At 37.5% G+C, this 21705-nt stretch carries 12 protein-coding genes, 17 tRNA genes, 1 rRNA gene and 1 riboswitch; of the genes, 28 read left to right on the forward strand and 2 right to left on the reverse strand.

Annotated features, from left to right (window positions below):
* The first annotated feature begins 15 nt into the window (after positions 1–15).
* The 20 genes from rrf (at position 16) to MHB39_RS01435 (ending at position 4027) form a co-directional block, all read left to right on the forward strand.
* Positions 16–131: ribosomal RNA gene (gene rrf, locus MHB39_RS01340) — 5S ribosomal RNA — on the forward strand.
* A gap of 11 nt (positions 132–142) precedes the next feature.
* Positions 143–218: transfer RNA gene (locus MHB39_RS01345), tRNA-Val, on the forward strand.
* Between the two features lie 4 nt (positions 219–222).
* A tRNA-Asp gene (locus MHB39_RS01350) sits at positions 223–298 on the forward strand.
* A gap of 8 nt (positions 299–306) precedes the next feature.
* Positions 307–382 (forward strand) — tRNA-Thr (locus MHB39_RS01355).
* Positions 383–389: 7 nt separating this feature from the next.
* Positions 390–473 (forward strand) — tRNA-Tyr (locus tag MHB39_RS01360).
* 4 nt (positions 474–477) lie between these two features.
* Positions 478–551, forward strand: a tRNA-Trp gene (locus tag MHB39_RS01365).
* A 48-nt stretch (positions 552–599) separates the two neighbouring features.
* Positions 600–675: transfer RNA gene (locus MHB39_RS01370), tRNA-His, on the forward strand.
* Positions 676–684: 9 nt separating this feature from the next.
* Positions 685–759 (forward strand) — tRNA-Gln (locus MHB39_RS01375).
* A 16-nt stretch (positions 760–775) separates the two neighbouring features.
* Positions 776–848: transfer RNA gene (locus MHB39_RS01380), tRNA-Lys, on the forward strand.
* An 18-nt stretch (positions 849–866) separates the two neighbouring features.
* A tRNA-Arg gene (locus MHB39_RS01385) sits at positions 867–943 on the forward strand.
* Between the two features lie 15 nt (positions 944–958).
* Positions 959–1035, forward strand: a tRNA-Pro gene (locus tag MHB39_RS01390).
* Between the two features lie 15 nt (positions 1036–1050).
* A tRNA-Ala gene (locus MHB39_RS01395) sits at positions 1051–1126 on the forward strand.
* Between the two features lie 13 nt (positions 1127–1139).
* Positions 1140–1232 (forward strand) — tRNA-Ser (locus MHB39_RS01400).
* Between the two features lie 5 nt (positions 1233–1237).
* A tRNA-Phe gene (locus tag MHB39_RS01405) sits at positions 1238–1313 on the forward strand.
* Between the two features lie 5 nt (positions 1314–1318).
* A tRNA-Gly gene (locus MHB39_RS01410) sits at positions 1319–1392 on the forward strand.
* A gap of 4 nt (positions 1393–1396) precedes the next feature.
* Positions 1397–1470 (forward strand) — tRNA-Ile (locus MHB39_RS01415).
* A gap of 7 nt (positions 1471–1477) precedes the next feature.
* Positions 1478–1554, forward strand: a tRNA-Asn gene (locus MHB39_RS01420).
* Between the two features lies 1 nt (position 1555).
* Positions 1556–1627, forward strand: a tRNA-Glu gene (locus MHB39_RS01425).
* Positions 1628–2379: 752 nt separating this feature from the next.
* On the forward strand, positions 2380–3426 hold the full coding sequence (locus MHB39_RS01430; protein WP_036075000.1) for a nitric oxide synthase oxygenase: 1047 nt from the start codon (positions 2380–2382) through the stop codon (positions 3424–3426).
* A gap of 70 nt (positions 3427–3496) precedes the next feature.
* Positions 3497–4027: a hypothetical protein gene (locus tag MHB39_RS01435; RefSeq protein ID WP_339280585.1), complete on the forward strand. Its 531-nt coding sequence runs from the start codon at positions 3497–3499 to the stop codon at positions 4025–4027.
* A gap of 67 nt (positions 4028–4094) precedes the next feature.
* Here MHB39_RS01435 and MHB39_RS01440 read toward each other — a convergent pair whose 3' ends face one another.
* The gene (locus MHB39_RS01440; RefSeq protein WP_036074997.1) at positions 4095–5303 is read right to left on the reverse strand and encodes an MFS transporter; all 1209 of its coding nucleotides are present in this window, start codon (positions 5301–5303) and stop codon (positions 4095–4097) included.
* A 178-nt stretch (positions 5304–5481) separates the two neighbouring features.
* A riboswitch (Lysine riboswitch) is annotated at positions 5482–5658 on the forward strand.
* Positions 5659–5740: 82 nt separating this feature from the next.
* On the opposite strand from MHB39_RS01440, the gene MHB39_RS01445 reads away from it, so the two are divergent.
* The 5 genes from MHB39_RS01445 to MHB39_RS01465 all read left to right on the forward strand — a co-directional run bounded on the left by MHB39_RS01445 (position 5741) and on the right by MHB39_RS01465 (position 10725).
* Positions 5741–7204 (forward strand): amino acid permease, encoded by a 1464-nt coding sequence (locus MHB39_RS01445; protein ID WP_342545651.1) that lies wholly within the window; start codon positions 5741–5743, stop codon positions 7202–7204.
* Positions 7205–7356: 152 nt separating this feature from the next.
* Positions 7357–8049: a response regulator transcription factor gene (locus tag MHB39_RS01450; RefSeq protein WP_342545652.1), complete on the forward strand. Its 693-nt coding sequence runs from the start codon at positions 7357–7359 to the stop codon at positions 8047–8049.
* A gap of 4 nt (positions 8050–8053) precedes the next feature.
* Positions 8054–8989, forward strand: coding sequence for a sensor histidine kinase (locus MHB39_RS01455; protein WP_036074991.1), 936 nt, complete (start codon positions 8054–8056; stop codon positions 8987–8989).
* Positions 8990–9119: 130 nt separating this feature from the next.
* The gene (locus MHB39_RS01460) at positions 9120–10043 is read left to right on the forward strand and encodes an ABC transporter ATP-binding protein (protein WP_036074989.1); all 924 of its coding nucleotides are present in this window, start codon (positions 9120–9122) and stop codon (positions 10041–10043) included.
* Positions 10036–10725: an ABC transporter permease gene (locus MHB39_RS01465; protein ID WP_036074987.1), complete on the forward strand. Its 690-nt coding sequence runs from the start codon at positions 10036–10038 to the stop codon at positions 10723–10725. The genes MHB39_RS01460 and MHB39_RS01465 overlap by 8 nt, the downstream gene beginning before the upstream one ends.
* Before the next feature lie 42 nt (positions 10726–10767).
* Here the strand turns inward: MHB39_RS01465 and MHB39_RS01470 are convergent, their stop codons facing one another.
* Positions 10768–12033 carry an Nramp family divalent metal transporter gene (locus MHB39_RS01470; protein WP_342545654.1) on the reverse strand — a complete coding sequence of 422 codons (1266 nt, stop codon included), beginning with the start codon at positions 12031–12033 and terminating at the stop codon, positions 10768–10770.
* A 221-nt stretch (positions 12034–12254) separates the two neighbouring features.
* Here MHB39_RS01470 and MHB39_RS01475 point away from each other — a divergent pair, with 221 nt between their 5' ends.
* The 3 genes from MHB39_RS01475 (at position 12255) to MHB39_RS01485 (ending at position 21663) form a co-directional block, all read left to right on the forward strand.
* Positions 12255–14798, forward strand: coding sequence for a LuxR C-terminal-related transcriptional regulator (locus tag MHB39_RS01475; protein ID WP_342545655.1), 2544 nt, complete (start codon positions 12255–12257; stop codon positions 14796–14798).
* A 26-nt stretch (positions 14799–14824) separates the two neighbouring features.
* Positions 14825–17344 (forward strand): LuxR C-terminal-related transcriptional regulator, encoded by a 2520-nt coding sequence (locus MHB39_RS01480; RefSeq protein ID WP_342545656.1) that lies wholly within the window; start codon positions 14825–14827, stop codon positions 17342–17344.
* A gap of 206 nt (positions 17345–17550) precedes the next feature.
* Positions 17551–21663, forward strand: a complete 4113-nt coding sequence (locus MHB39_RS01485) for an InlB B-repeat-containing protein (RefSeq protein WP_342545657.1) — start codon at positions 17551–17553, stop codon at positions 21661–21663.
* Positions 21664–21705: the final 42 nt, after the last annotated feature.

Below are 21705 nucleotides of genomic sequence, written 5' to 3' on the forward strand. Positions count from 1 at the left end.
TTTCAGCTGAATAAGTGAAGTGATGATGGCAAAGAGGTCACACCCGTTCCCATACCGAACACGGAAGTTAAGCTCTTTAGCGCCGATGGTAGTTGGGGGCTTCCCCCTGTGAGAGTAGGACGTCGCTTCGCTTATTTTTTGTGGAGGATTAGCTCAGCTGGGAGAGCACCTGCCTTACAAGCAGGGGGTCGGCGGTTCGAGCCCGTCATCCTCCACCATTTTGGTCCCGTGGTGTAGCGGTTAACATGCCTGCCTGTCACGCAGGAGATCGCCGGTTCGATCCCGGTCGGGACCGCCATTATTATTGCCGGTGTAGCTCAGTTGGTAGAGCAACTGACTTGTAATCAGTAGGTCGTGGGTTCGACTCCTATCGCCGGCACCATTCCCTTGGAGGGGTAGCGAAGTGGCTAAACGCGGCGGACTGTAAATCCGCTCCTTAGGGTTCGGCGGTTCGAATCCGTCCCCCTCCACCATTTTAGGGGCATAGTTCAACGGTAGAATAGAGGTCTCCAAAACCTTTGGTGTGGGTTCGATTCCTACTGCCCCTGCCAGGTATTGAGGTACTCGTTCATATACAGCTATTATAAATTTATATAGTGGCGATTGTGGCGAAGTGGTTAACGCATCGGATTGTGGTTCCGACATTCGTGGGTTCGATTCCCATCAGTCGCCCCATTTTAACATTGGGGTATAGCCAAGCGGTAAGGCAACGGATTTTGATTCCGTCATGCCTAGGTTCGAATCCTAGTACCCCAGCCATTTTTTCTTTTTTTATGAGCCATTAGCTCAGTTGGTAGAGCATCTGACTTTTAATCAGAGGGTCGAAGGTTCGAGTCCTTCATGGCTCATCATTTTTTAATTAATATGCGCCCGTAGCTCAATTGGATAGAGCGTCTGACTACGGATCAGAAGGTTATGGGTTCGACTCCTGTCGGGCGCGCCAATAAATTCATGTTTACGGAATGTAGCTCAGCTTGGTAGAGCACTTGGTTTGGGACCAAGGGGTCGTAGGTTCGAATCCTGTCATTCCGACCATCTTTCATGATTAATGGGGCCTTAGCTCAGCTGGGAGAGCGCCTGCCTTGCACGCAGGAGGTCAGCGGTTCGATCCCGCTAGGCTCCACCATTTTAATATTTTTGGAGGTATACCCAAGTCTGGCTGAAGGGATCGGTCTTGAAAACCGACAGGCGGGTAACACCGCGCGGGGGTTCGAATCCCTCTACCTCCTCCATTTTCGGGTCAGTAGCTCAGTTGGTAGAGCATTAGATTGAAGCTCTAAGTGTCGGCGGTTCGATTCCGTCCTGACCCACCATTATTGCGGGTGTAGTTTAATGGTAAAACCTCAGCCTTCCAAGCTGATGTCGTGAGTTCGATTCTCATCACCCGCTCCAAAATGGGCCTATAGCTCAGCTGGTTAGAGCGCACGCCTGATAAGCGTGAGGTCGATGGTTCGAGTCCATTTAGGCCCATCATTATTCCGAAGTAGCTCAGTTGGTAGTAGCACCTGACTGTTAATCAGGTTGTCGCAGGTTCGAGTCCTGCCTTCGGAGCCACGGCCCGTTGGTCAAGTGGTTAAGACACCGCCCTTTCACGGCGGTAACACGGGTTCGAATCCCGTACGGGTCATCAAGCATGTAGCACAGATGTGTGTTACATGCTTTTTTCTATTCTCCTTTAATTCTATTCTCCTTTTTCATGTTGTTGAAAAAAGATCACTAGCAGAAAAAGACCTTTTAGCAAGGTAGAGGTAGATTTCCGTTCTGCCAGCTTCCTTTCCAGGCGGCGTCCGATGAGCCGCTTCACTCACTTACGTTCGCTCCAGGGTACATCTGTGACGCTAAATCCCCCTCGGCGTGACGCTGGCTCCTCTCCAATCAACCATTCTGCAAAGTGTCTTTCCTTTTTTCAAAGTAGCATAGCGATCAAAAAGCCCATTATCTGTATTCTCAGAGAGGATAAGCCCTTATCTTCAATGTGGAGAAGGGAATGAGTTACAACAGCCATCCATAAGTGAATACCTACAATTTATTTGTGTGGATAAATGAGGAAGACTACTTATTGCCGGGGTTAGTCAGACAGAGACTAGCCCCAGCGCGAAAGTAAAGCGTCAGCAGCATGTAAGTAGCCTAAAATGGAAAGACTTTTATCTTTCACAAAATTCTATTGATTGCTTTGCTGCAACACTATGAAGATTACATGATTAATGTAGTCTTTTTATAATAATTAGGATCTCTCTTACATTCTCTTACGAAAGTGAGTCTATAGAGTAAATTTGAACAAACTATTTCATATATAAAATATGTATGTTTTTTTAATTACTATTTTCATGGTGCTTGTTGTTTTGTTCCTCTAATATGAGGATAAGTGGAGGAATCGATATGAATATACAGGAGATACAGCAGTTTTTAAGTCTATACCAGACAGAACAAAATGAATCAGAACTTTGGTTAAAGAATAGATTACAGGCAGTTAAGGATGCAGGTGAATATCACCCAACAACAGAAGAGTTAGTTTTTGGTGCACGAGTGGCATGGCGTAATAGCAATAAATGTATCGGACGTCTGTTTTGGCAGTCACTCCACGTGGTAGATGCACGCGATGTTTTAGATGAAAAGGCTATTTTCCGAAAATTACTAGAACATATTGATTATGCGACAAATCATGGGAAAATCCGTCCAACAATAACAGTGTTTGCTTCAGATAGAGTACGGATTTGGAATCATCAACTAATTCGCTATGCAGGCTATGAAACAGAGGCAGGCGTTATTGGAGATTCGCAGTCCATTGAGTTTACAAAAGTATGTGAATCTCTAGGGTGGAAAGGCAAAGGAACAGCTTTTGATGTGCTACCACTCGTTATACAGGTAGATAGCCGGGCTCCCCAAGTGTTTGTAATTCCTGAAGAAAATATAGTAGAGGTTCCAATCCGCCATCCAGAGTCAATCGATGTGGAGAAATTAGGAATGAAGTGGTATGCTGTACCCATTATTTCGAGTATGCGTTTTCAAATGGCAGGAATTGACTTTCAAGCAGCCCCATTTAACGGATGGTATATGGGAACAGAAATCGGTGCACGCAATTTAGCAGATCATGAGCGCTATAACATGCTACCTGCTATTGCAGAAATTTTTAATCTAGATACAACTAAACAAGCATCACTTTGGCGTGATCGTGCATTAGTCGAACTTAATATTGCTGTTCTTCATTCATTTAAAGAAGATGGTGTGAGCATTGTTGATCATCATACAGCGGCTCAGCAGTTTAAATTGTTTGAGGAAGCAGAAAAAACAGCAGGAAGAGAAGTTACAGGCAACTGGACATGGTTAATCCCGCCACTTTCGCCTGCAACGACTCATATATTTCATAAACCCTATGTAAATATATATCATACACCAAATTATTTTTATCAAAAACCATGCTATTAGAGTAAAGGAACTGTTTACTTTCAATAGTTAATTATCCATTCGTTATACTTTCGATGAGAGAGGGCTTACTATGTTAGATCAGCAAATTCCCAATATCCCATGGAGACAATTGACAACACCTTATGGTAGAGGTACAGCTATTCCTCAGCTGATTGAACAGGAGCAATACACACAGCTAGCTGATTTAATTGAACATCAAGGTACATTGTGGCAGGTGACACCATGGGTTTTGCTTATTCTTTTAAAAAAGCTTAAAAGTAAAAAAATAGAGGATGTCTCCTTACAAGAATTACAGTTATATTTAGCTGTGGCACATGCTATTACGAAGGATTATCTAGACCCAACCAATACTGTTGAAAATATGCAGGAGCTATTAAAAGTCAACTATTTATGGAGAGAACATGAGGACAATGATGAGCAGGAGTGGGAGGAAGAAACGCCAAAGGGCTATGAGCAGCAAGCTTTTATAGGCTATTACTATTATAGTTATAAGCTCTTACAAGAAGCTGTTCCTATTTTTTCTGCTATAACAGCTCGTAATAATGAAGAATCAGATTACCTTGCTGAATTGCTAACATTACTCCAGCAACTCGACAATTAAGTAATGTGGAAACACTATATAGAAATAGAGCAGATGGAGGAAGTCGATCCACCTGCTTTATTTAATTTTAATGCACATATTCATCCTTAGAGGCTCTCATTGAGCAAAAGAAGAGTAACATTGCCACAACGACAAAGAGCCATCCCGCAATATTCCAGCCACCAAATAAATCATGCAAGTAGCCAAAAAGAATAGGACCGATTGCGGCAAATAAATAACCCAAAGATTGTGCAAAGCCTGATAAATCTGCTGCTTCAAATGCAGTACGAGTGCGGAGAGTGAAGAACATCATTGCTAGAGCGAATGAAGAACCACCTGCTAACCCTAGAAGAACCATCCATAGTACTCCAAGACTTGTCCATTCCATGACAACCCCAACAAAGCCTACTAAATAGAAGGAAGTAAACATCAATACAAGTGGGCGTTGAGAAGTCATTTTACCTGCAATAATAGGCACTGCCAAGGCCATTGGTACTTGTGAGAATTGCATGATTGAAAACATCCAGCCAGCTTTATCAGGCGCTAAACCTTGAGCAATATAGATTTCAGGTATCCAAGCTGCTGTTGTGTAGAATAATAAAGACTGTAAACCCATTGCCCCTGTGACAGCCCAAGTAACAGGTGATTTCCATAGAGGTGTACTGGTCTTTTTAGATGTAGTAACTGGTTCCGGTTTATTTGACTTTAGTTGAGGTATCCAAATTAAGATTGTAACTAGAACAAGTATGAGTGCAATGGATAGCGCCCCTTGCCAGCCTAACGATGAATTAGCTATAGGATAGCTAATACCAGCACCAAGACCAGCAGTAAAATTCATGGACATGGTGAAAAAGGCCATCAATAAACCAACATGATATGGAAATTTCAATTTTAATAATCCAGGAATTAATACATTTCCAAAAGAAATGGCTACGCCAATTAACACAGTACCCAATAGAAGTAATTCTGTTGTACCAAGTGAACGTAGGACAATCCCTAAGGCCAAGAGTAAAGTGGATAAAAATAATGTTAGCTCAAGCCCTAGTTTGCGTGCTACAACTGGCGCAAATGGAGATATAATAGCAAAAGCCAGCAATGGAATAGTTGTTAGAAAGCCTGCCAATACATTAGATATCCCTAGATCTTCACGGATAAAGGATATAATTGGGCCAACAACAGTTAGTGGCATTCGTAATGTAGAGGCTATAAAGATAACGCCAAAGACTAAAAGTAAGGTTGTTCCTTTCCAGCTAATTTTTTTACTTGGAAAACTAGTGGAATGATCATTTGTAGTCAAAATAAAATCCCCCCTAATAATAACCATTCTAATTGAACTACTATAACACTTTATCACACTATTAAAAATAGTAGAAGATTCATAAAATACAGAACATTTCCCGTTGTATTGAAATGTCTATGGTCTTATGTTAGTATAATAAACATCATAAATTTAATAATTATATGCCTCATGTTTGTATTGAGGTAGAGGTCGCGATATTTATAAGTATGCTAATTGAAATGACAAGCATTGATGAAATTAGCTGAAAGGAAATATTGCCGAAGTGTGAGGGGACTTGAAAACCTCATGCTGGGGCTGTCTCCGAAAGGAACAGAACTGTCACGTTTGCACAACGTGTTGAGCTATCATGTAAGAAAAACTGAGGATTAACGTAGCCATCACAGTGTATATGTGATGGCATTTTTTTGCCTCATAAATAGGAAGGAAGCTATATCGTGAGTGAAATAAAAGTAAATCAGCTCGGACATAAAGCACCGAAGCTGAAAAAAGAATTAAAAAGTCGTCATATCACAATGATTTCTTTAGGCGGTACAATTGGTACGGGGCTATTTTTAGCCAGTGGTGGTGCTATTGCTCAGGCAGGACCTGGAGGAGCATTGCTTGCCTATGCTTTAATCGGTATTATGGTGTATTTTTTAATGACAAGCTTAGGGGAAATGGCTGCTTATATGCCATCATCAGGTTCATTTAGTACGTATGCAACCAAATTTGTAGATCCCGCTTTGGGCTTTGCATTAGGCTGGAACTACTGGTATAACTGGGCAATCACCATTGCTGCAGAAATTGCTGCTGTATCATTAATTATGAAATATTGGTTTCCAGATAGCTCATCAGCACTTTGGACAGTATTATTTATTGCTGTTGTACTGACGTTTAATTTACTATCCGTAAAAAGTTATGGTGAAAGTGAATATTGGTTTGCCATGATTAAAGTAGCAACGGTCATTGTTTTTATTATCATTAGCTTACTAATGATTTTTGGTATTTTAGGAGGGCAGGCTCCTGTAGGTTTCACTAATCTCTTTATTAGTGATGGGCCATTCCATGGTGGCTTCCTTGCCACATTTGGTATTTTCCTAGCAGCTGGATTTTCATTCCAAGGAACAGAATTACTTGGAATTACAGCAGGTGAAACAGATGATCCTGGTAAAAATATTCCAAAGGCTGTTAAATCTGTATTTTGGCGTATTATTTTGTTTTATATTTTAGCGATTGGTGCAATTGGGATGTTGATTCCATTCACAGATGAACGTTTATTATCAGAAGATATCGCAGTCTCACCGTTTACACTAGTGTTTGACCGCCTAGGTATTGCCTTTGCTGCTTCATTAATGAATGCCATTATTTTAACGGCTATGCTGTCAGCAGGAAATTCAGGACTATACGCATCTTCTCGTATGCTATGGCAATTAGCAGTGGATGGACATGCACCTAAATTTTTCTCAAAGCTAAGTCGTCGAGGTATTCCGATTTATGCACTTATGGCAACATTAGCTGTAGGCTGTTTAGCATTTTTGGCATCCTTCTTTGGTGATGGAGTGGTTTATATCTGGCTATTAAATGCTTCTGGAATGTCTGGCTTTATTGCATGGCTAGGTATTGCATTTAGTCATTATCGTTTCCGCCGAGCGTTTGATGCACAGGGCTTAGATCCAAAGTTATTACCTTATAAAGCTAAATTATATCCATTTGGACCATTATTTGCTTTTACTGTTTGTATGATCGTAGTCATTGGACAAAATTACACAGCCTTTACAGGTGAAAAAATAGATTGGTACGGTATCCTTGTTTCGTATATTGGGATTCCACTATTTTTAGCATTATGGTTGGGCTATAAAATAAAGCACAAAACAAAAATGCTTCCACTTAAAGATTGTGATTTAAAAGTTGAAGATTAATTAATAGAGCTGTTCTGTAAACCAAAAAGTGATGGTTTATAGGGCAGCTTTTTTTTAACACTCATGAACAAAATCTCTCCAATTAAACATCATAAATATGGTAATGTAATATACATATGGAAATTGGGTTTTAGTAGGAGAGGTGCATGATAATGCAAAAGCATATTTTACTGGTAGAAGACGATGAAGCCATTCGTGAAATGGTTGAAAATTATTTAACTATGGAAGGTTTCAATGTCACAACCGCGATCAATGGTGAAGAGGCATTACAAAATTGTTTGCAAAATACCTTTGATTTGGTCATCTTAGATATTATGATTCCTAAACTAAATGGATTGGAAGTATTAAAGATTATTCGAGAGCAGGCAGCACTTCCTATCATTATTATGTCTGCCAAAGACAGTGATGTTGATAAAGCACTAGGCTTAGGATTAGGGGCAGATGATTATATTGCTAAACCTTTTTCTATGCTAGAATTTTCAGCCCGTGTAAAGGCTGTTATCAGAAGAGCTACGAAATACTCCAGTCAAGCTGAACAAAAGCAAGAGGTCCTAAAAATCGATAATTTAAAGATAGATATCGTTAATTTCTCAATAGCAAAGAGTGGACAAGAGATAAAGCTAACATCAAAGGAATTTTCCATTTTAAAATTGTTTGTGACAAATCGTCACAGGGTTTTTACCAAAGAGCAAATTTATCAGATGATATGGAAAGATGCCTATTATGGAGATGAAAATATTATAAATGTACATATCAGAAGACTACGTGAAAAAATAGAAGATGATCCATCAAATCCTCAATATATTAAAACTCTATGGGGAATTGGCTATAAGTTTGAGGGATAAAAATATGATGATATTTCTATTATTAATAATTGTATTGCTAATCGGGATTCTCACTTTTCAATGGAAAGTCAAGAAGGAACAAGATCGCGCTATCCAATACATTCATAGTAAACTACACGTAATTGTAAATGAACAGACGTATGAAAAGATTCTAGTTACAACTACAAATTCAGAAATTCAACAGTTACTTGTTACAATGAATGCTTTGCTAGATCAGCATCAAAAAATCCAGGCTACGCATCGTAAAATGGAAAATTCCATGAAAAAGATGTTGGCCAATATTTCGCATGATCTTAAAACACCTTTAACAGTTGTACTTGGCTATATTGAAATGCTTCAACTTCAAAATGCGATGAGTGACGAGGAACGCCAACGATTACTTACAGGTGTACATGCTAAAACATTAGAAGTGTTAAAAATTATCCATACATTTTTTGACTTGGCGAAATTAGAGGCTGGAGATACAGATTACCCAATCACTAAAATCAATGTCAGTGAAATATGCCGTAAAAATATTTTGTCTTTTTACGATCTGGTTACTTCAATGGGATTAGCTATTAATATTGATATTCCTGCAAGCCCCATGTATGCACTTGGTAATGAAGAAGCATTAAATAGGGTGCTAAACAATCTACTGTCTAATGCTATTGCATATGGAGCAGACGGCAATGTAATTGGAATTACCGTAAGAAATGAAGAAGCCAATATTGATATTGATGTGTGGGATTGTGGCAAGGGTATTGATGAATATCATATCGATAGCGTATTTGAAAGGATGTATACACTTGAGGATTCTCGCAATAAATCTTTTCAAGGCAGTGGTTTGGGACTAACGATTACAAAGCGACTAGTAGAAATAATGAATGGCTCCATCCGGTTATCGAGTATTCCTAATGAAAAAACTACTTTTACCATTTCGCTAAAACGAATGATGTATTGAATCCATTGTGCTTGTAGAGCTTTAATGCTTTGCAGGCTTTTTTACTTAAGAAATTTGTAAGAATGCAGTAATAAAATAGAGAGTTTCATTTTTTATAATGAATCTAGTCACAATTGAGGGAGAGAATTACATGACATACATTGTAAAAACAAATCAGCTTACGAAAGTTTACGATGGAAAAGAAGTTGTTTCAGCTGTCAATATGAACGTTAAGAAGGGGGAGATTTATGGATTTTTAGGACCCAATGGTGCAGGTAAAACCACTGTTATGAAGATGCTAACTAATCTAACGAAGCCTACTAGTGGGGATGTAGAAATTTTAGGGGAGAAATTGACAGACAAATCCTATGAATTACTAAAAAGAATGGGGACAATTATTGAATATCCTATTTTCTATGAAAAATTAACGGCTAGTGAGACCCTGGAATTACATTGTGAATACATGGGTTATTATGATAAGAAAGAAATTGCACATGTTCTTAATTTAGTAAAGTTAACGAATACAGAGAATAAGCAGGTTAAAGATTTTTCTCTTGGGATGAAACAGAGATTAGGCATCGCAAGAGCCATCATTACAAAGCCAGAGTTACTTATATTAGATGAACCAATTAATGGATTGGACCCAGTTGGGATAAAGGAGTTAAGAGAGCTTTTCAAGATGCTTTGTAAGGAGTATGGCATAACAATTATTATTTCAAGTCATATTCTGGCTGAAATAGAACAATTAGTCGATACAATAGGAGTTATTAAGAATGGAAGACTTATCACAGAGGTAGCGATGGACACTATAAACCGTGATCAGGTCAATTATACAGAAGTAATCGTAAGTGACGGAAAAAAGGCAGCATTTATTATTGAAAGTGAATTAAAAATTACCAATTTTAAGCTAATGGATGATAACTCTATACGTATATACGACTCAACCGTATCTCAGCAAAATCTATCGAGAGCATTAATTGAACATGACGTTGAGATTGAGGAAATTAGCAAAAAAACAAGTTCATTAGAGGATTATTTCTTAAAGCTAATTAATGGAGGCGTTGTTCATGCTTAATTTAATGCGTTTAGAAATGAAAAAGTTTCATTTAGGATCATATGTTAGAGGAGCTATCATTGCTAATTTAGTCATTCTCGGGTTTCTGTTTATGATTTTATTTATTTCTAAAGTAGAAGGGGATCCAGGGCTAGAAAATTACGAGGTTGCTTTAAGTGTCATTGATTCATTTGTAAGAGCAGTTTTTATTATTTTTGCTTCTACGTTAATAGCTAAGTTAATCATCGGAGAATATAAATTTAAAACCATTACATTAGCCTTTATGTATCCGATAAGTAGAAAGAAATTAATGGTCGCAAAGTTAGCCATTGTCATGCTATTTACTTTCAGTATGATCATTATCTCCAATGCTCTTATTACAACCATTTTTTGTGTCATAAGCGATCAATATGAACTAATTCCAGATGTACTATCAAGTTCTTTAATTATCCAGCATATACCCTCTGTATTGATGAACGCGATAGCTGCCTCAGGCATAGCTTTAATCCCATTGTATTTTGGGATGAGAAAATACTCTATACCGACAACTATCATTTCATCTATTATAATTGTGTCTGTAACTTCGTCCAATTCAGGTAACTTTACTTTAAACGATATTATTATTATTCCAATTACTTTAGCCATCGTGGGTCTGGGTATTGCTTATTTAGCTATACGGAATGTTGAGAAGGTAGATGTTTAAAAAATACCAGGTACTCATGCTTAAGAGTACCTGGCTTTATTATTAGGAAAATATTGTTTCCCACAGTAAGTAGATATTCAATGCCACAACGATGACGACTACAAACCAACCTAAAACCGTTGTAATCCGATGATTGACTAAACTGCCCATGATGTCCCGTTTGCTTGTAAACATGACAAGTGGAACAAGGGCAAATGCAATACCAAAAGATAACACAACCTGACTTAGAACGAGAGCATAGGTTGCGTTTACCCCTGATGCAATAATGACTAGTGGAGGCACCATAGTAATCGCCCTACGTAAATATAGTGGTATTTTTCTTTGAATAAATCCTTGCATGACTACATCACCTGCTAAAGTTCCCACAGAGGAGCTAGCTAGCCCTGCAATGAGTAAACCTAAGCCAAAGGAAATAGCTGCCATTGGGCCAAGTGCCTCTTTTAAGCCATTATAGGCTACATCTAAATCTTCTACTACCAAGCCTTGGGTATGGAATACTGCTGCGGCAATTATAAGCATGCTCATATTGATGGCACCAGCAATAATCATAGCAATGATTATATCGATAAATTCAAAACGGAAAATACGTTTTTTTTCAGCCTCATTACGACCAATAATACGACTTTGTGTTAAAGAAGAATGTAAGTAAATAGCATGAGGCATAACGGTTGCTCCTAAAATACCTGTTGCTAATAATAGTGAATCTACCCCTTCAAAGTGTGGCGTGAACATGCCAATCGCTACATCGCCCCATGCGGGCTGTGCTAAAAATGTTTGGAAGGCAAATGCCAATACAACAATTAAAACCATGCCAGAAATACCAGCTTCAAAGGCTCTAAATCCTCTTCTTTGTAACTCTAAAATAGCGAACGAGCCCACTGCTGTAATTAATGCGGCGGGAAGCATTGGGATATTGAATAGTAAATAAAGCCCTAATGCTGCTCCGATAAATTCCGCCAGATCAGTGGCAATGATGACCAATTCTGCCTGTATCCATAAAAAGATAGATGTTTTTTTAGAAAAATGCTCGCGAGCGACTTCAGGTAAATTTTTTCCTGTTGCAATCCCAAGCTTGGCAGATAGGGATTGAATTAATACGGCCATTAAATTAGAAAAGGCTATAACCCAAAGTAGCAGGTAGCCGTATTGAGAGCCTGCTGTAATATTTGTAGCAAAATTGCCAGGATCGATGTAGGCGACTGCTGCAATGAAAGCAGGTCCTAAAAATGGCAAAAATCTTCGCCAACCTTTTATATCTCCATCTAAAACCGCCTCTGCAGACGATTTTGTGACTCGTTTGTAAACCATATTGTTCCCTCGTTTCAAAAAGTATCATTAATGAAATAAAGTTTCCTATAGGAAAATAAGATATTAGTATTCTAACGCTAGGAATAAAAAAAGTGAAGTGGTTTGCTTTATCTTTCTAAAATAAGTATGCTCTTTTGGATGATGTGAATGAGTAGAAAAATCAAATTGCAGGAAAAATTAAAAATATATAGAACTAATGAATGGAGAAAGGAGACAAGATGATGGACATGGTATGGGTAAAATCAAAAGTAACAATTCCACGTACAGTGCCAGATGCATTAGAGAGGAAGAAATTATTTTCTATTTTATCTAACAATAGAATGAAGAAATTAACCATAATAAAGGCACCAGCAGGATATGGCAAAACGACACTCTTAAGCCTATGGTTGAAGCATATTGATGAATCGGTAGCATGGTTTACAATCGATCAGAATGACAATGATCCTGTGCGGTTTTTAAGGTACTTAATACATACATTATCTTTTAGCATATTGAATGTAGAGCAAAAGTTAAACAATATACTAGATGAAATAACCTCTTTTGACACAATTGTAGATACACTGTTAAACGATTTGGATACATATAAAGGAAATATTCATATTGTTTTTGATAATTTTCAAGAAATCCACACCCCTCAAATTTATCAAATTTTAAACCGACTTATTGAATATTTACCAGCCAATGTACGGATATATATAATAACCCGAACTAATTTAGAACTTCCACTAGCAAAATGGCGTGTTAAAGGTTGGATACTAGAAGTGGGGGTGGGTCAATTATCTTTTGATTTAGAAGAGCTACAATCTTTCTTCTCACCTGTTACAAATGATGAACAGAAGGATGTGCTGAAGCCTTTACTAAAGACAACAGAGGGCTGGATAGCAGGTATCCAACTGATAAAGCTATCAACAGGTGGAATGATAGATAATCTAAGTAGTGAAGAAATTTTAGCCAAAGCTAGTTCATATATTCATGAGTACTTCATGCAAGAAATTCTCTTAATATTACCTCAAGAATTGCAGGATTTTCTACTACGAACTTCCATTTTAAACTACCTAGAGCCGAGTGTTTGTACATCTGTAACAAACGAATTAAATAGTTTAACTATATTCTCAGAGCTGGAGAAAAATTGTTTGTTTATTGAACAAGTACAAGCACATCCGCCTGTTTATCGTTACCATACTTTATTTAGGCATGCCCTACAGGTAGAATTTCACAGGCAACAATCCTATGAAATGATTGCCTCTATATATTACGAGGTAGCCACTAATTTATGCCAAAGAGAAGACTATGTTGCAGCAATTGAGCTTGCCCTAAATGGCGAATTATATGAGCTTGCACATGAATGGATACAAAAATATTTAGTTGAAATATTTGCCGAGGGACATACTCTATTATTTGGGCAGTGGATACAAAAATTAAGGAATGCTCAGTTTCCAGTAGATATTAATTTGCTTGTCTTATATATTACTACACTGTTTTCAACTCATGAAATGGATCAGGCGAAGAAAATTATAGAGGAACTACTTTTTAAACAAAATAAATTGAAATGGATGGATGGTTTTCAATTTATTGCTGTATCAAAAATCTTCGAAATTATGAATGCTTATATAGGTTATATGGAAGATGGAGATCTTGAAAAAGCAAAAGTAGGTTTACAAACACGCGTAAATGTAAGAAAAAATAAGTCATCTTTATATCATATTTCTTTAAAATATAATCAATTTGAGCCTAGAATTTTACGTACCTTTGTGGGAGCGCGAGGAAAATTCTTACCAGTGGGAAAAATGGAAGAACTGATTCACGTGTTGAATGAAAGTGAAATAAAGGAGCGAAATATTACAGGAGTTACCTATGGATTACTAGCTGAAATATTGTATGAGATAAATGATTTAGATAGGGCAGGTAAAGAGTTAGAAATCGGTTTAAAATATGGTTTACGTTTTCAAGATCCAGGATTATTTATACCAATGTACTTGTTAAAGGCTCGTATTTATATGACTAAAAAACAATTTGAAGAAGCACATATGGTATTGATTGAAGCTATGAAGGAAACCGATAAACCTTATTGGGTCGGTATGCTCTATATTATGAAAGCACAATCTTATTTATTGGAAGGTAATATTTCATATGCGCAACAGGAGTTTTTTAGAGTGACAGATTTTATCAATTATAGAATTGCATCAAGAAATCCCTTTTATTTATTAGTTCAAGGTAAAATCCTATATGCCAACAATCAACTAGAGGAAGCATTGCAAATTGCTATTCGTTTAAAAGAAGGGGCAATTCAGGAGAAGCAAATCGTTACGCTTATTGAAGCGGGTCTGCTAGAAGCCATTTGTCATTTTTCACTTGGGAAAGAGGATTTCGCTTTAACAGGATTACACGCTGCCCTTGAACATGGAGTTTTATATGGTTATTACCGTACATTTATAGAAGAGGATTCTATCTGGCCATTACTAAATAAATACTGGCGTATACGTCAGCATAGTAAGGGAGATACATTTAAGTCAGTGCCATTAGCATATGTAAATAAACTATTACAGAATGATAGCTCAGAAGATGAGTTTTTCGCTAACTTTACTGCAAGAGAAAAAGATGTTCTACAATTACTCGCAGAAGGTGCTTCTAATAATGAGATTGCTCATCAATTACAGCTGACAGAGGGAACTATTCGCGTTTATTTGACGGAAATTTACAGTAAAATAGGTGTGAGATCCCGTACAAAGGCCATTTTATGGGCGAAAGAATGGCTAGGCTTTTAAAGTTGTTAAAGAGAAAGGAGGTTTATATGATGCCAAATATTTTATTAGCCTCAAAAACAACCGTACCCCAAACGGGCAAGCAAATTATTGAAAGAGAACGGTTAAATGCCATTCTACATCAGTCAACAGCGAAACTTATAGTAGTGCAAGCGCCAGCAGGGTATGGTAAAACCACTTTGTTAAGTAGTTGGTTTCAGCAACTTGAAACGACAGTTGCATGGTATACAGTGGACCAAACAGATAATGATCCAATTCGTTATTGGAAGTATTTAATTCATGCTATTGGTCACTCCTTGCAGCAAGAAGCTTCCTCACGTATTGATTCTATACTCCATGCTCAACCACAGTTGCCTTTAGAATATTTAGTGGACGCTCTATTAAACGAATTATCGCTATCTACTGAAAAGGTTCATATTATGATTGATGATTATCATCATATTTTTAATGTTACCATCCATCAAACGATGACTCGCCTCATTGATTTCTTACCTGAACACTGCTTTATTTATTTGACTAGTAGATCAACTATTTCATTACCTATTGCAAAGTGGAGATTAAACCATTGCTTGCTTGAAATTGGCATGGAGCATCTACTTTTTACGTATGAAGAGGCGAAAGAATTTTATGAAAATTTAAATAAACAGCTAAAGGCAAAGGAGCTTCAAAAGGTTTTTGAGATAACAGAGGGTTGGGCTACAGGGTTACAATTAACCAATTTAGCAGGTTTCCACAATGTAGATGACAAAGAGTTTGGAGAAAGTAATTCAAATGTGATTCACTATTTAATGAATGAGGTATTTTCAAAACTAGCAACACCTCTCCAAACCTTTCTACTTTATACTTCGCTTTTGGAACAATTAACCGCAGATACATGTAATGTCCTAACAAACCGTACTGATGCTCAACTAGTATTATTAGAGCTTGATCAACAAGGACTATTTATTAGCAGAGTAGAAGCAAAAGAGCAGGTTTTTCGATATCATAATTTATTTAGAGAAGCATTGCGTCAAGAATTGAGCAATCGTTTTACCCAGCATGATATTTTAAATTTATATGAAAAAGCAGCTGTTGCTTTATATAATAATGGGAGTTTTTTATCTGCAATAGAGCTTGCTTTAAGCGGCAACGTGTTTATTTATGCTGAACAATGGATTCAGGAGCATCTTGTAACATTCCTTTCCTGTGGTCATTCCACATCCTATGTAAATTGGATTGATACTTTTTTGACGAATGGTTATGAGGTACACCCAGAATTGATGGTAATGTATGCCTATACACTCGCAGCATTACACAATTTAGAAGATGCTTATCAGACGATACTAGACCTAGAACAAAAGCATAGGTCCAATCAATGGATGAATAAAAGTGAATATGCATCCGCTGTCGATGATTTTCTAGGTGTGAAAGCCTATGTCTTTGTCATGAAAAATGGAGATCTTTCACAAGCTGGGGAATATATTCGACAAAGGCTGGAGAGAAATCCTGTCGGGTCCAAATGGGACGCAATTTTTATACAATATAATCAAACAGAGCCTATGTTGTTTAGAACAAATATTGGCTCTCGAGGAAAATTACTTTCAGATGAACAGGCTATGTCTTTTTTCGCTAAGTTTAGAACAGGGGAATTCAAAAACTTAAGTATGACGGGCTATAGTTATGGCATGCGTGCAGAAAAATTATATGAGTGGAACCAATTTGATGAGCTACCAATAGAATTAGAGGAAGCTTTACGTTCTGGACATCAATTTCAAGATGCAGGATTGTTAGTACCGATGTACATTCTGAAAAGCAAAATAGCTGTGTTAGAAGAGCAGTATATTGTTGCTCAAGGTGTTTTAGATCATGCAATTGAAACGGTCAACGAACGTTATTGGATTGATAGTATAAGAGTAATGAAGGCACTTTTATTTTTACGTGAAGACAATATTGTCCAAGCAAAACAGGAGTTAGCCAAGATCGAAGAAAATGTGTATAAGGATTCTCCATTTTATTTGCTAGTAAAAGCACGCTATTTACTCATGAAAGGGCATCTACTAGAAGCACAGCAATTGATTATACAGGTGCAATTACAGGCACAACAACAAGAACAGCTATCTACTCGTATAGAAGCTACAATTTTATTAGCCATATGTTTGGCGGAGCAAGAACAAGCAGAAGAGGCGTTGAGGACGTTACATCAAGCATTGAAATTAGCTGAACCTTATAACTATATAAGAACCTTTTTAGATGAGAATAAAATTATTCCCCTTATAAGGGACTATATTGATTTTCGCCGGAAGCGTGCTAAAGATGACTGGGATGAGGTAACCCTTGGCTATGCTTATCGATTGCTAGATTATGTTCAAGAACTAACACCAGTATTAGAAGCTCTTTCTGCTCGTGAACAAGAAATATTTTCACTACTTTCAGAAGGCGCTTCTAATAAGGAAATAGCAGAGCAACTATTTTTGTCTGAAGGGACCATACGCGTGTATCTTTCGGGAATTTACAATAAACTAGGAGTAAAAAATCGAGCCCAAGCATTATTATTAAAACAATCTAAATAAAACAAACCGCTATCAATTTTTTGATAGCGGTTTATTTATAGTTAGTGAAAAATTAACATTCCTCAATAGTAGAAGTAAATTGATTTTTTTAAGATAAAGAAGAGTGTTTTTCTTTATAAGGATAAATGTATGGAACTTCTTTATCGAGGATTCATAAAGGAAGGGGGCTATTTGAAGCTGAAAATTTACAAAAGGAGAGAGGATGAATGAAGAAAAACATTACCATTATGCTTATTGTATTACTGCTCTTTTTCCAATGGGGACAATCCCTGACCTATGCGAATGAACAAAATGACATAGAAGAAAAGGCTAAAGAAGCAGGTGGAAATGAAGTAGATAATAAGATTGAGGTTGATGATCATGAGCAAATAGATAATGATCGTAATTTAACCAATTTCAATACAAGCGAATTTGAGATACAACCAAATAGCACTGGTGTAACGATTGCTAAATATTTAGGTGCGGGGGGATCTGTTGTTATTCCTGAAACTATTGAAGGAAAACCCGTAACAATAATAGGAAATCTTGCGTTTTATGAATCTAACCTAACAGAAATAGTGATTCCTGAAAGTGTAATAACGATAGGTGATTGGGCTTTTGCCAAAACTCAACTAAGCACGATTGTGATTCCCGATAGTGTGGCGGATATAGGACGTTGGACATTCCAAAATAGTAAATTAACAAGCGTAACCATTTCAAAAAACCTAACTACCATAGGAGATCAAGCATTTTATGGTAATCAATTAGTACATGTGGACATCCCTGATGGTGTTACGGATATAGGTTATCAGGCTTTCTTTGGAAATCGATTAACAACTGTAAATATTCCTGATAGTGTAACAAAAATAGGAACCCAAGCATTTACAAACAATCGGATAACGAATCTTAAGATTCCAAATAGTGTAACAAGCATAGGAGATGAGGCTTTTGGCTATAATCAGTTAATTAATGTCGAACTTCCAAACAGTATAACAAGTATAGGAAATTATGTATTTGATAGTAATAGGTTAACAACTGTAAATATTCCAAATAGTGTTACCAGTATAGGGAAAGGGGCATTCCAAGCTAATTACTTAACGAATGTAGAACTTCCAACTAGTCTTCTTAGTATAGGGAATCTAGCGTTTTTTGGTAATAAGTTAAAAAGTATAGTCGTTCCTAATAATGTTATAAGTATAGGTGATTGGGGATTTGGTCAAAATCAACTAACATCTATACAACTTCCTAATAGTCTTCTTAGGATAGGAAATCTGGCATTTTATGATAATCAATTATCGACTGTATCGTTCCCAAACAGTTTAACGAGCATTGGGGATAGGGCATTTGAATATAATCGGTTACAATGGGTTCAATTTAATAGCCCATTAATGTTGGGAGTAAATGCATTTAACAGCCAAGGTAGTACTTTTGACGGTTGGTACCAAGATTTATCATGGGTAACAAAATGGGATGGAAATGTAACACAACCCTTGAGAATTTATGCCAAGGGAAATGTCCAACAGTACACAGTTACATTTGAAACAAATAGTGATAGTACTACCATAGAAGAACAGAAAGTATTGTCTGGGGAAAAGGTGGTAGAACCCGATGTTCCAGTGAAAGCAGGTTTTACATTTGGTGGTTGGTATAAGGATGAGGAATTGAATAAACCCTGGAATTTTAATACAGATGTGATAACAGAAAATAAAATCTTGTATGCAAAATGGTTAAAGAATTTGCATACTGTCACATTTCATTTTGATACCTACATTACAACTGTCGAAGTACCGGATGGAGCGCTACTCAACAAACCGAGTATTCCAATAAAAGAAGGACATAAATTTTTTGGTTGGTTTAACAAAGAGCGCACGGCAGAATGGGATTTTGAAAGATCTAGGGTAACATTTGATATAGATTTATATGCTGTGTGGTTGAAAAATGTATACGGTGTCAGATTTGAAGCAGGAAATAGTACTCCCCCTATAATAATTGTCGCAGAATATGGTGATAAGTTGGAAGAGCCAGAACCGCCTATCTTAGCAGGACAAATATTTGCTGGCTGGTATAAAAACCCTGCTTTAACTAAACTATGGAACTTTGCAACGGATGTGGTCACAGAGCACACAACTTTATATGCAAAATGGGATATAGTGCAACAACAGTATGTGGTTCAATTTGAGTCAAATGGTGGAAGTCTGGTCCCAAGCCAAACTATTAATTCTTATATGACGGCTACTAAACCAGAAAACCCAATAAAAGAAGGATATACATTTGCAGGCTGGTATAAGGATAAAAAATTCACAACCCTATGGGAATTTGAGATAGATAAAGTGACAGAAAATATAACCTTATATGCGAAATGGGATTTAGTACAGCAATATGAGCTTAAATTTGAGTCAAATGGTGGAAGTTCAGTTCCAAGTCAAACTTTTACTTCTCCTATGAAGGCTACTAAACCAATTAATCCTACAAAAACAGGGCATCTATTTGTAGATTGGTATAAAGATGCAGAACTCAATAGTTTATGGAATTTTGAGACAGATAGGGTGACGGAGGATACAACCTTATATGCCAAATGGGAAAAGGTAGCCGTACAATATACGCTGGATTTTGAAACAAATGGGGGAAGTGCAGTAGCCTCACAGAAGGTAACTGAAGACAACTTCGCAATAAAGCCAGCAGACCCAACAAAAGCTGGATATGAGTTTGCAGGTTGGTATACAGATGCTGTATTCAGTACACCATGGAATTTTACAACGGATAAGGTAACCGAAAATACAATCTTGTATGCCAAATGGGAAAAGGTAGCCGTACAATATACGCTGGATTTCGAAACAAATGGAGGTAGCGCAGTAGTATCACAGAAGGTAACTGAAGACAACTTCGCAATAAAGCCAGCAGACCCAACAAAAGCTGGATATGAGTTTGCAGGTTGGTATACAGATGCTGTATTCAGTACACCATGGAATTTTACAACGGATAAGGTAACCGAAAATACAATCTTGTATGCCAAATGGGAAAAGGTAGCCGTACAATATACGCTGGATTTTGAAACAAATGGGGGAAGTGCAGTAGCCTCACAGAAGGTAACTGAAGACACCTTCGCAATAAAGCCAGCAGACCCAACAAAAGCTGGATATGAGTTTGTAGGTTGGTATACAGATGCTGTATTCAGTACACCATGGAATTTTACAACGGATAAGGTAACCGAAAATACAATCTTGTATGCCAAATGGGAAAAGGTAGCCGTACAATATACGCTGGATTTCGAAACAAATGGAGGTAGCGCAGTAGTATCACAGAAGGTAACTAAAGATACCTTAGCAATAAAGCCAGCAAACCCAACAAAGGTAGGCTATGAATTTGCAGATTGGTATATGGATCCCGCATTCAGTAAACCATGGAATTTTACAACGGATAAGGTAACTAAAAATACAATCTTGTATGCCAAATGGGAAAAGGTAGTCGCACAGTATACGGTGAATTTTGAAACGAATGGAGGTAGCACAGTAACATCACAGAAGGTAACTAATGATACCTTGGCAACAAGGCCAGTAGATCCAACAAAGGCAGGTTATATATTTACAGGCTGGTATAAGGATATTGCACTGACGATACCATGGGATTTTTCTAAGGATGTAGTGAAGTCCAATATCACCTTATATGCCCATTGGGTAACAGACGGTTCATCGGGTGATGGAGGAAGTATATCTCCGAATCCATCACCAATACCAGAGCCAAACATACCTGAAAAACAAGAGCCTAAACCTGAAGAACCAATTGATCCGCAACCAACAGAGCCAACACCCCAACAAGAGCCAGATATCATCTTTTCAGATATTTCTCAAGGACATTGGGGCTGGGCGATGATTCAGGAGATGGCAAAGCAGGGCATTATTACAGGCTATCAAGATGGCACCTTCAAGCCAAATGCACCAATTCAGCGCCAGCATGCTGCCCTGATATTGACAAGAGCATTAGAGCTAGAACCGAAACAAGATACGCGAGAATTTAACGATATACCTAAAAGCCATCTCTATTTTGGGATAATCGATCAGGTGCAACAAGCAGGTCTGTTTGAAGGCATAGATGGGAACTTCCAGCCAACTACGAATATGACACGCGCTCAAATGGCAAAAGTATTAGTTCTTGCCTTTAATTTAACTTCATCGAATAAAGATACTTTCAAGGATGTGCCAAAAACACACTGGGCACACAACTTTATCGCTATACTCGCAGGAAATGGGATCACAATTGGAGATAATGGCAACTTTAGACCAAATGATCCTGTAACACGTGCGGAGTTTGTAGCATTTTTGTATAGAGCATTGCATCAATAATAAAAAACTCACCAATGGCTATCCATAAAGCTTTTGGTGAGT

The sequence above is a fragment of the Lysinibacillus sp. FSL K6-4013 genome, from assembly GCF_038630435.1.
Lineage (GTDB): Bacteria > Bacillota > Bacilli > Bacillales_A > Planococcaceae > Lysinibacillus > Lysinibacillus boronitolerans.

Excerpts from the sequence above, each read along its gene's own strand:
- MHB39_RS01435 (WP_339280585.1), top strand. The coding sequence starts at position 3,497 with ATGTTAGATCAGCAAATTCCCAATATCCCATGGAGACAATTGACAACA.
- MHB39_RS01455 (WP_036074991.1), top strand. The coding sequence starts at position 8,054 with ATGATGATATTTCTATTATTAATAATTGTATTGCTAATCGGGATTCTC.
- MHB39_RS01485 (WP_342545657.1), top strand. The coding sequence starts at position 17,551 with ATGAAGAAAAACATTACCATTATGCTTATTGTATTACTGCTCTTTTTC.
- MHB39_RS01450 (WP_342545652.1), top strand. The coding sequence starts at position 7,357 with ATGCAAAAGCATATTTTACTGGTAGAAGACGATGAAGCCATTCGTGAA.
- MHB39_RS01465 (WP_036074987.1), top strand. The coding sequence starts at position 10,036 with ATGCTTAATTTAATGCGTTTAGAAATGAAAAAGTTTCATTTAGGATCA.
- MHB39_RS01430 (WP_036075000.1), top strand. The coding sequence starts at position 2,380 with ATGAATATACAGGAGATACAGCAGTTTTTAAGTCTATACCAGACAGAA.
- MHB39_RS01480 (WP_342545656.1), top strand. The coding sequence starts at position 14,825 with ATGATGCCAAATATTTTATTAGCCTCAAAAACAACCGTACCCCAAACG.
- MHB39_RS01460 (WP_036074989.1), top strand. The coding sequence starts at position 9,120 with ATGACATACATTGTAAAAACAAATCAGCTTACGAAAGTTTACGATGGA.
- MHB39_RS01470 (WP_342545654.1), bottom strand. The coding sequence starts at position 12,033 with ATGGTTTACAAACGAGTCACAAAATCGTCTGCAGAGGCGGTTTTAGAT.
- MHB39_RS01475 (WP_342545655.1), top strand. The coding sequence starts at position 12,255 with ATGGACATGGTATGGGTAAAATCAAAAGTAACAATTCCACGTACAGTG.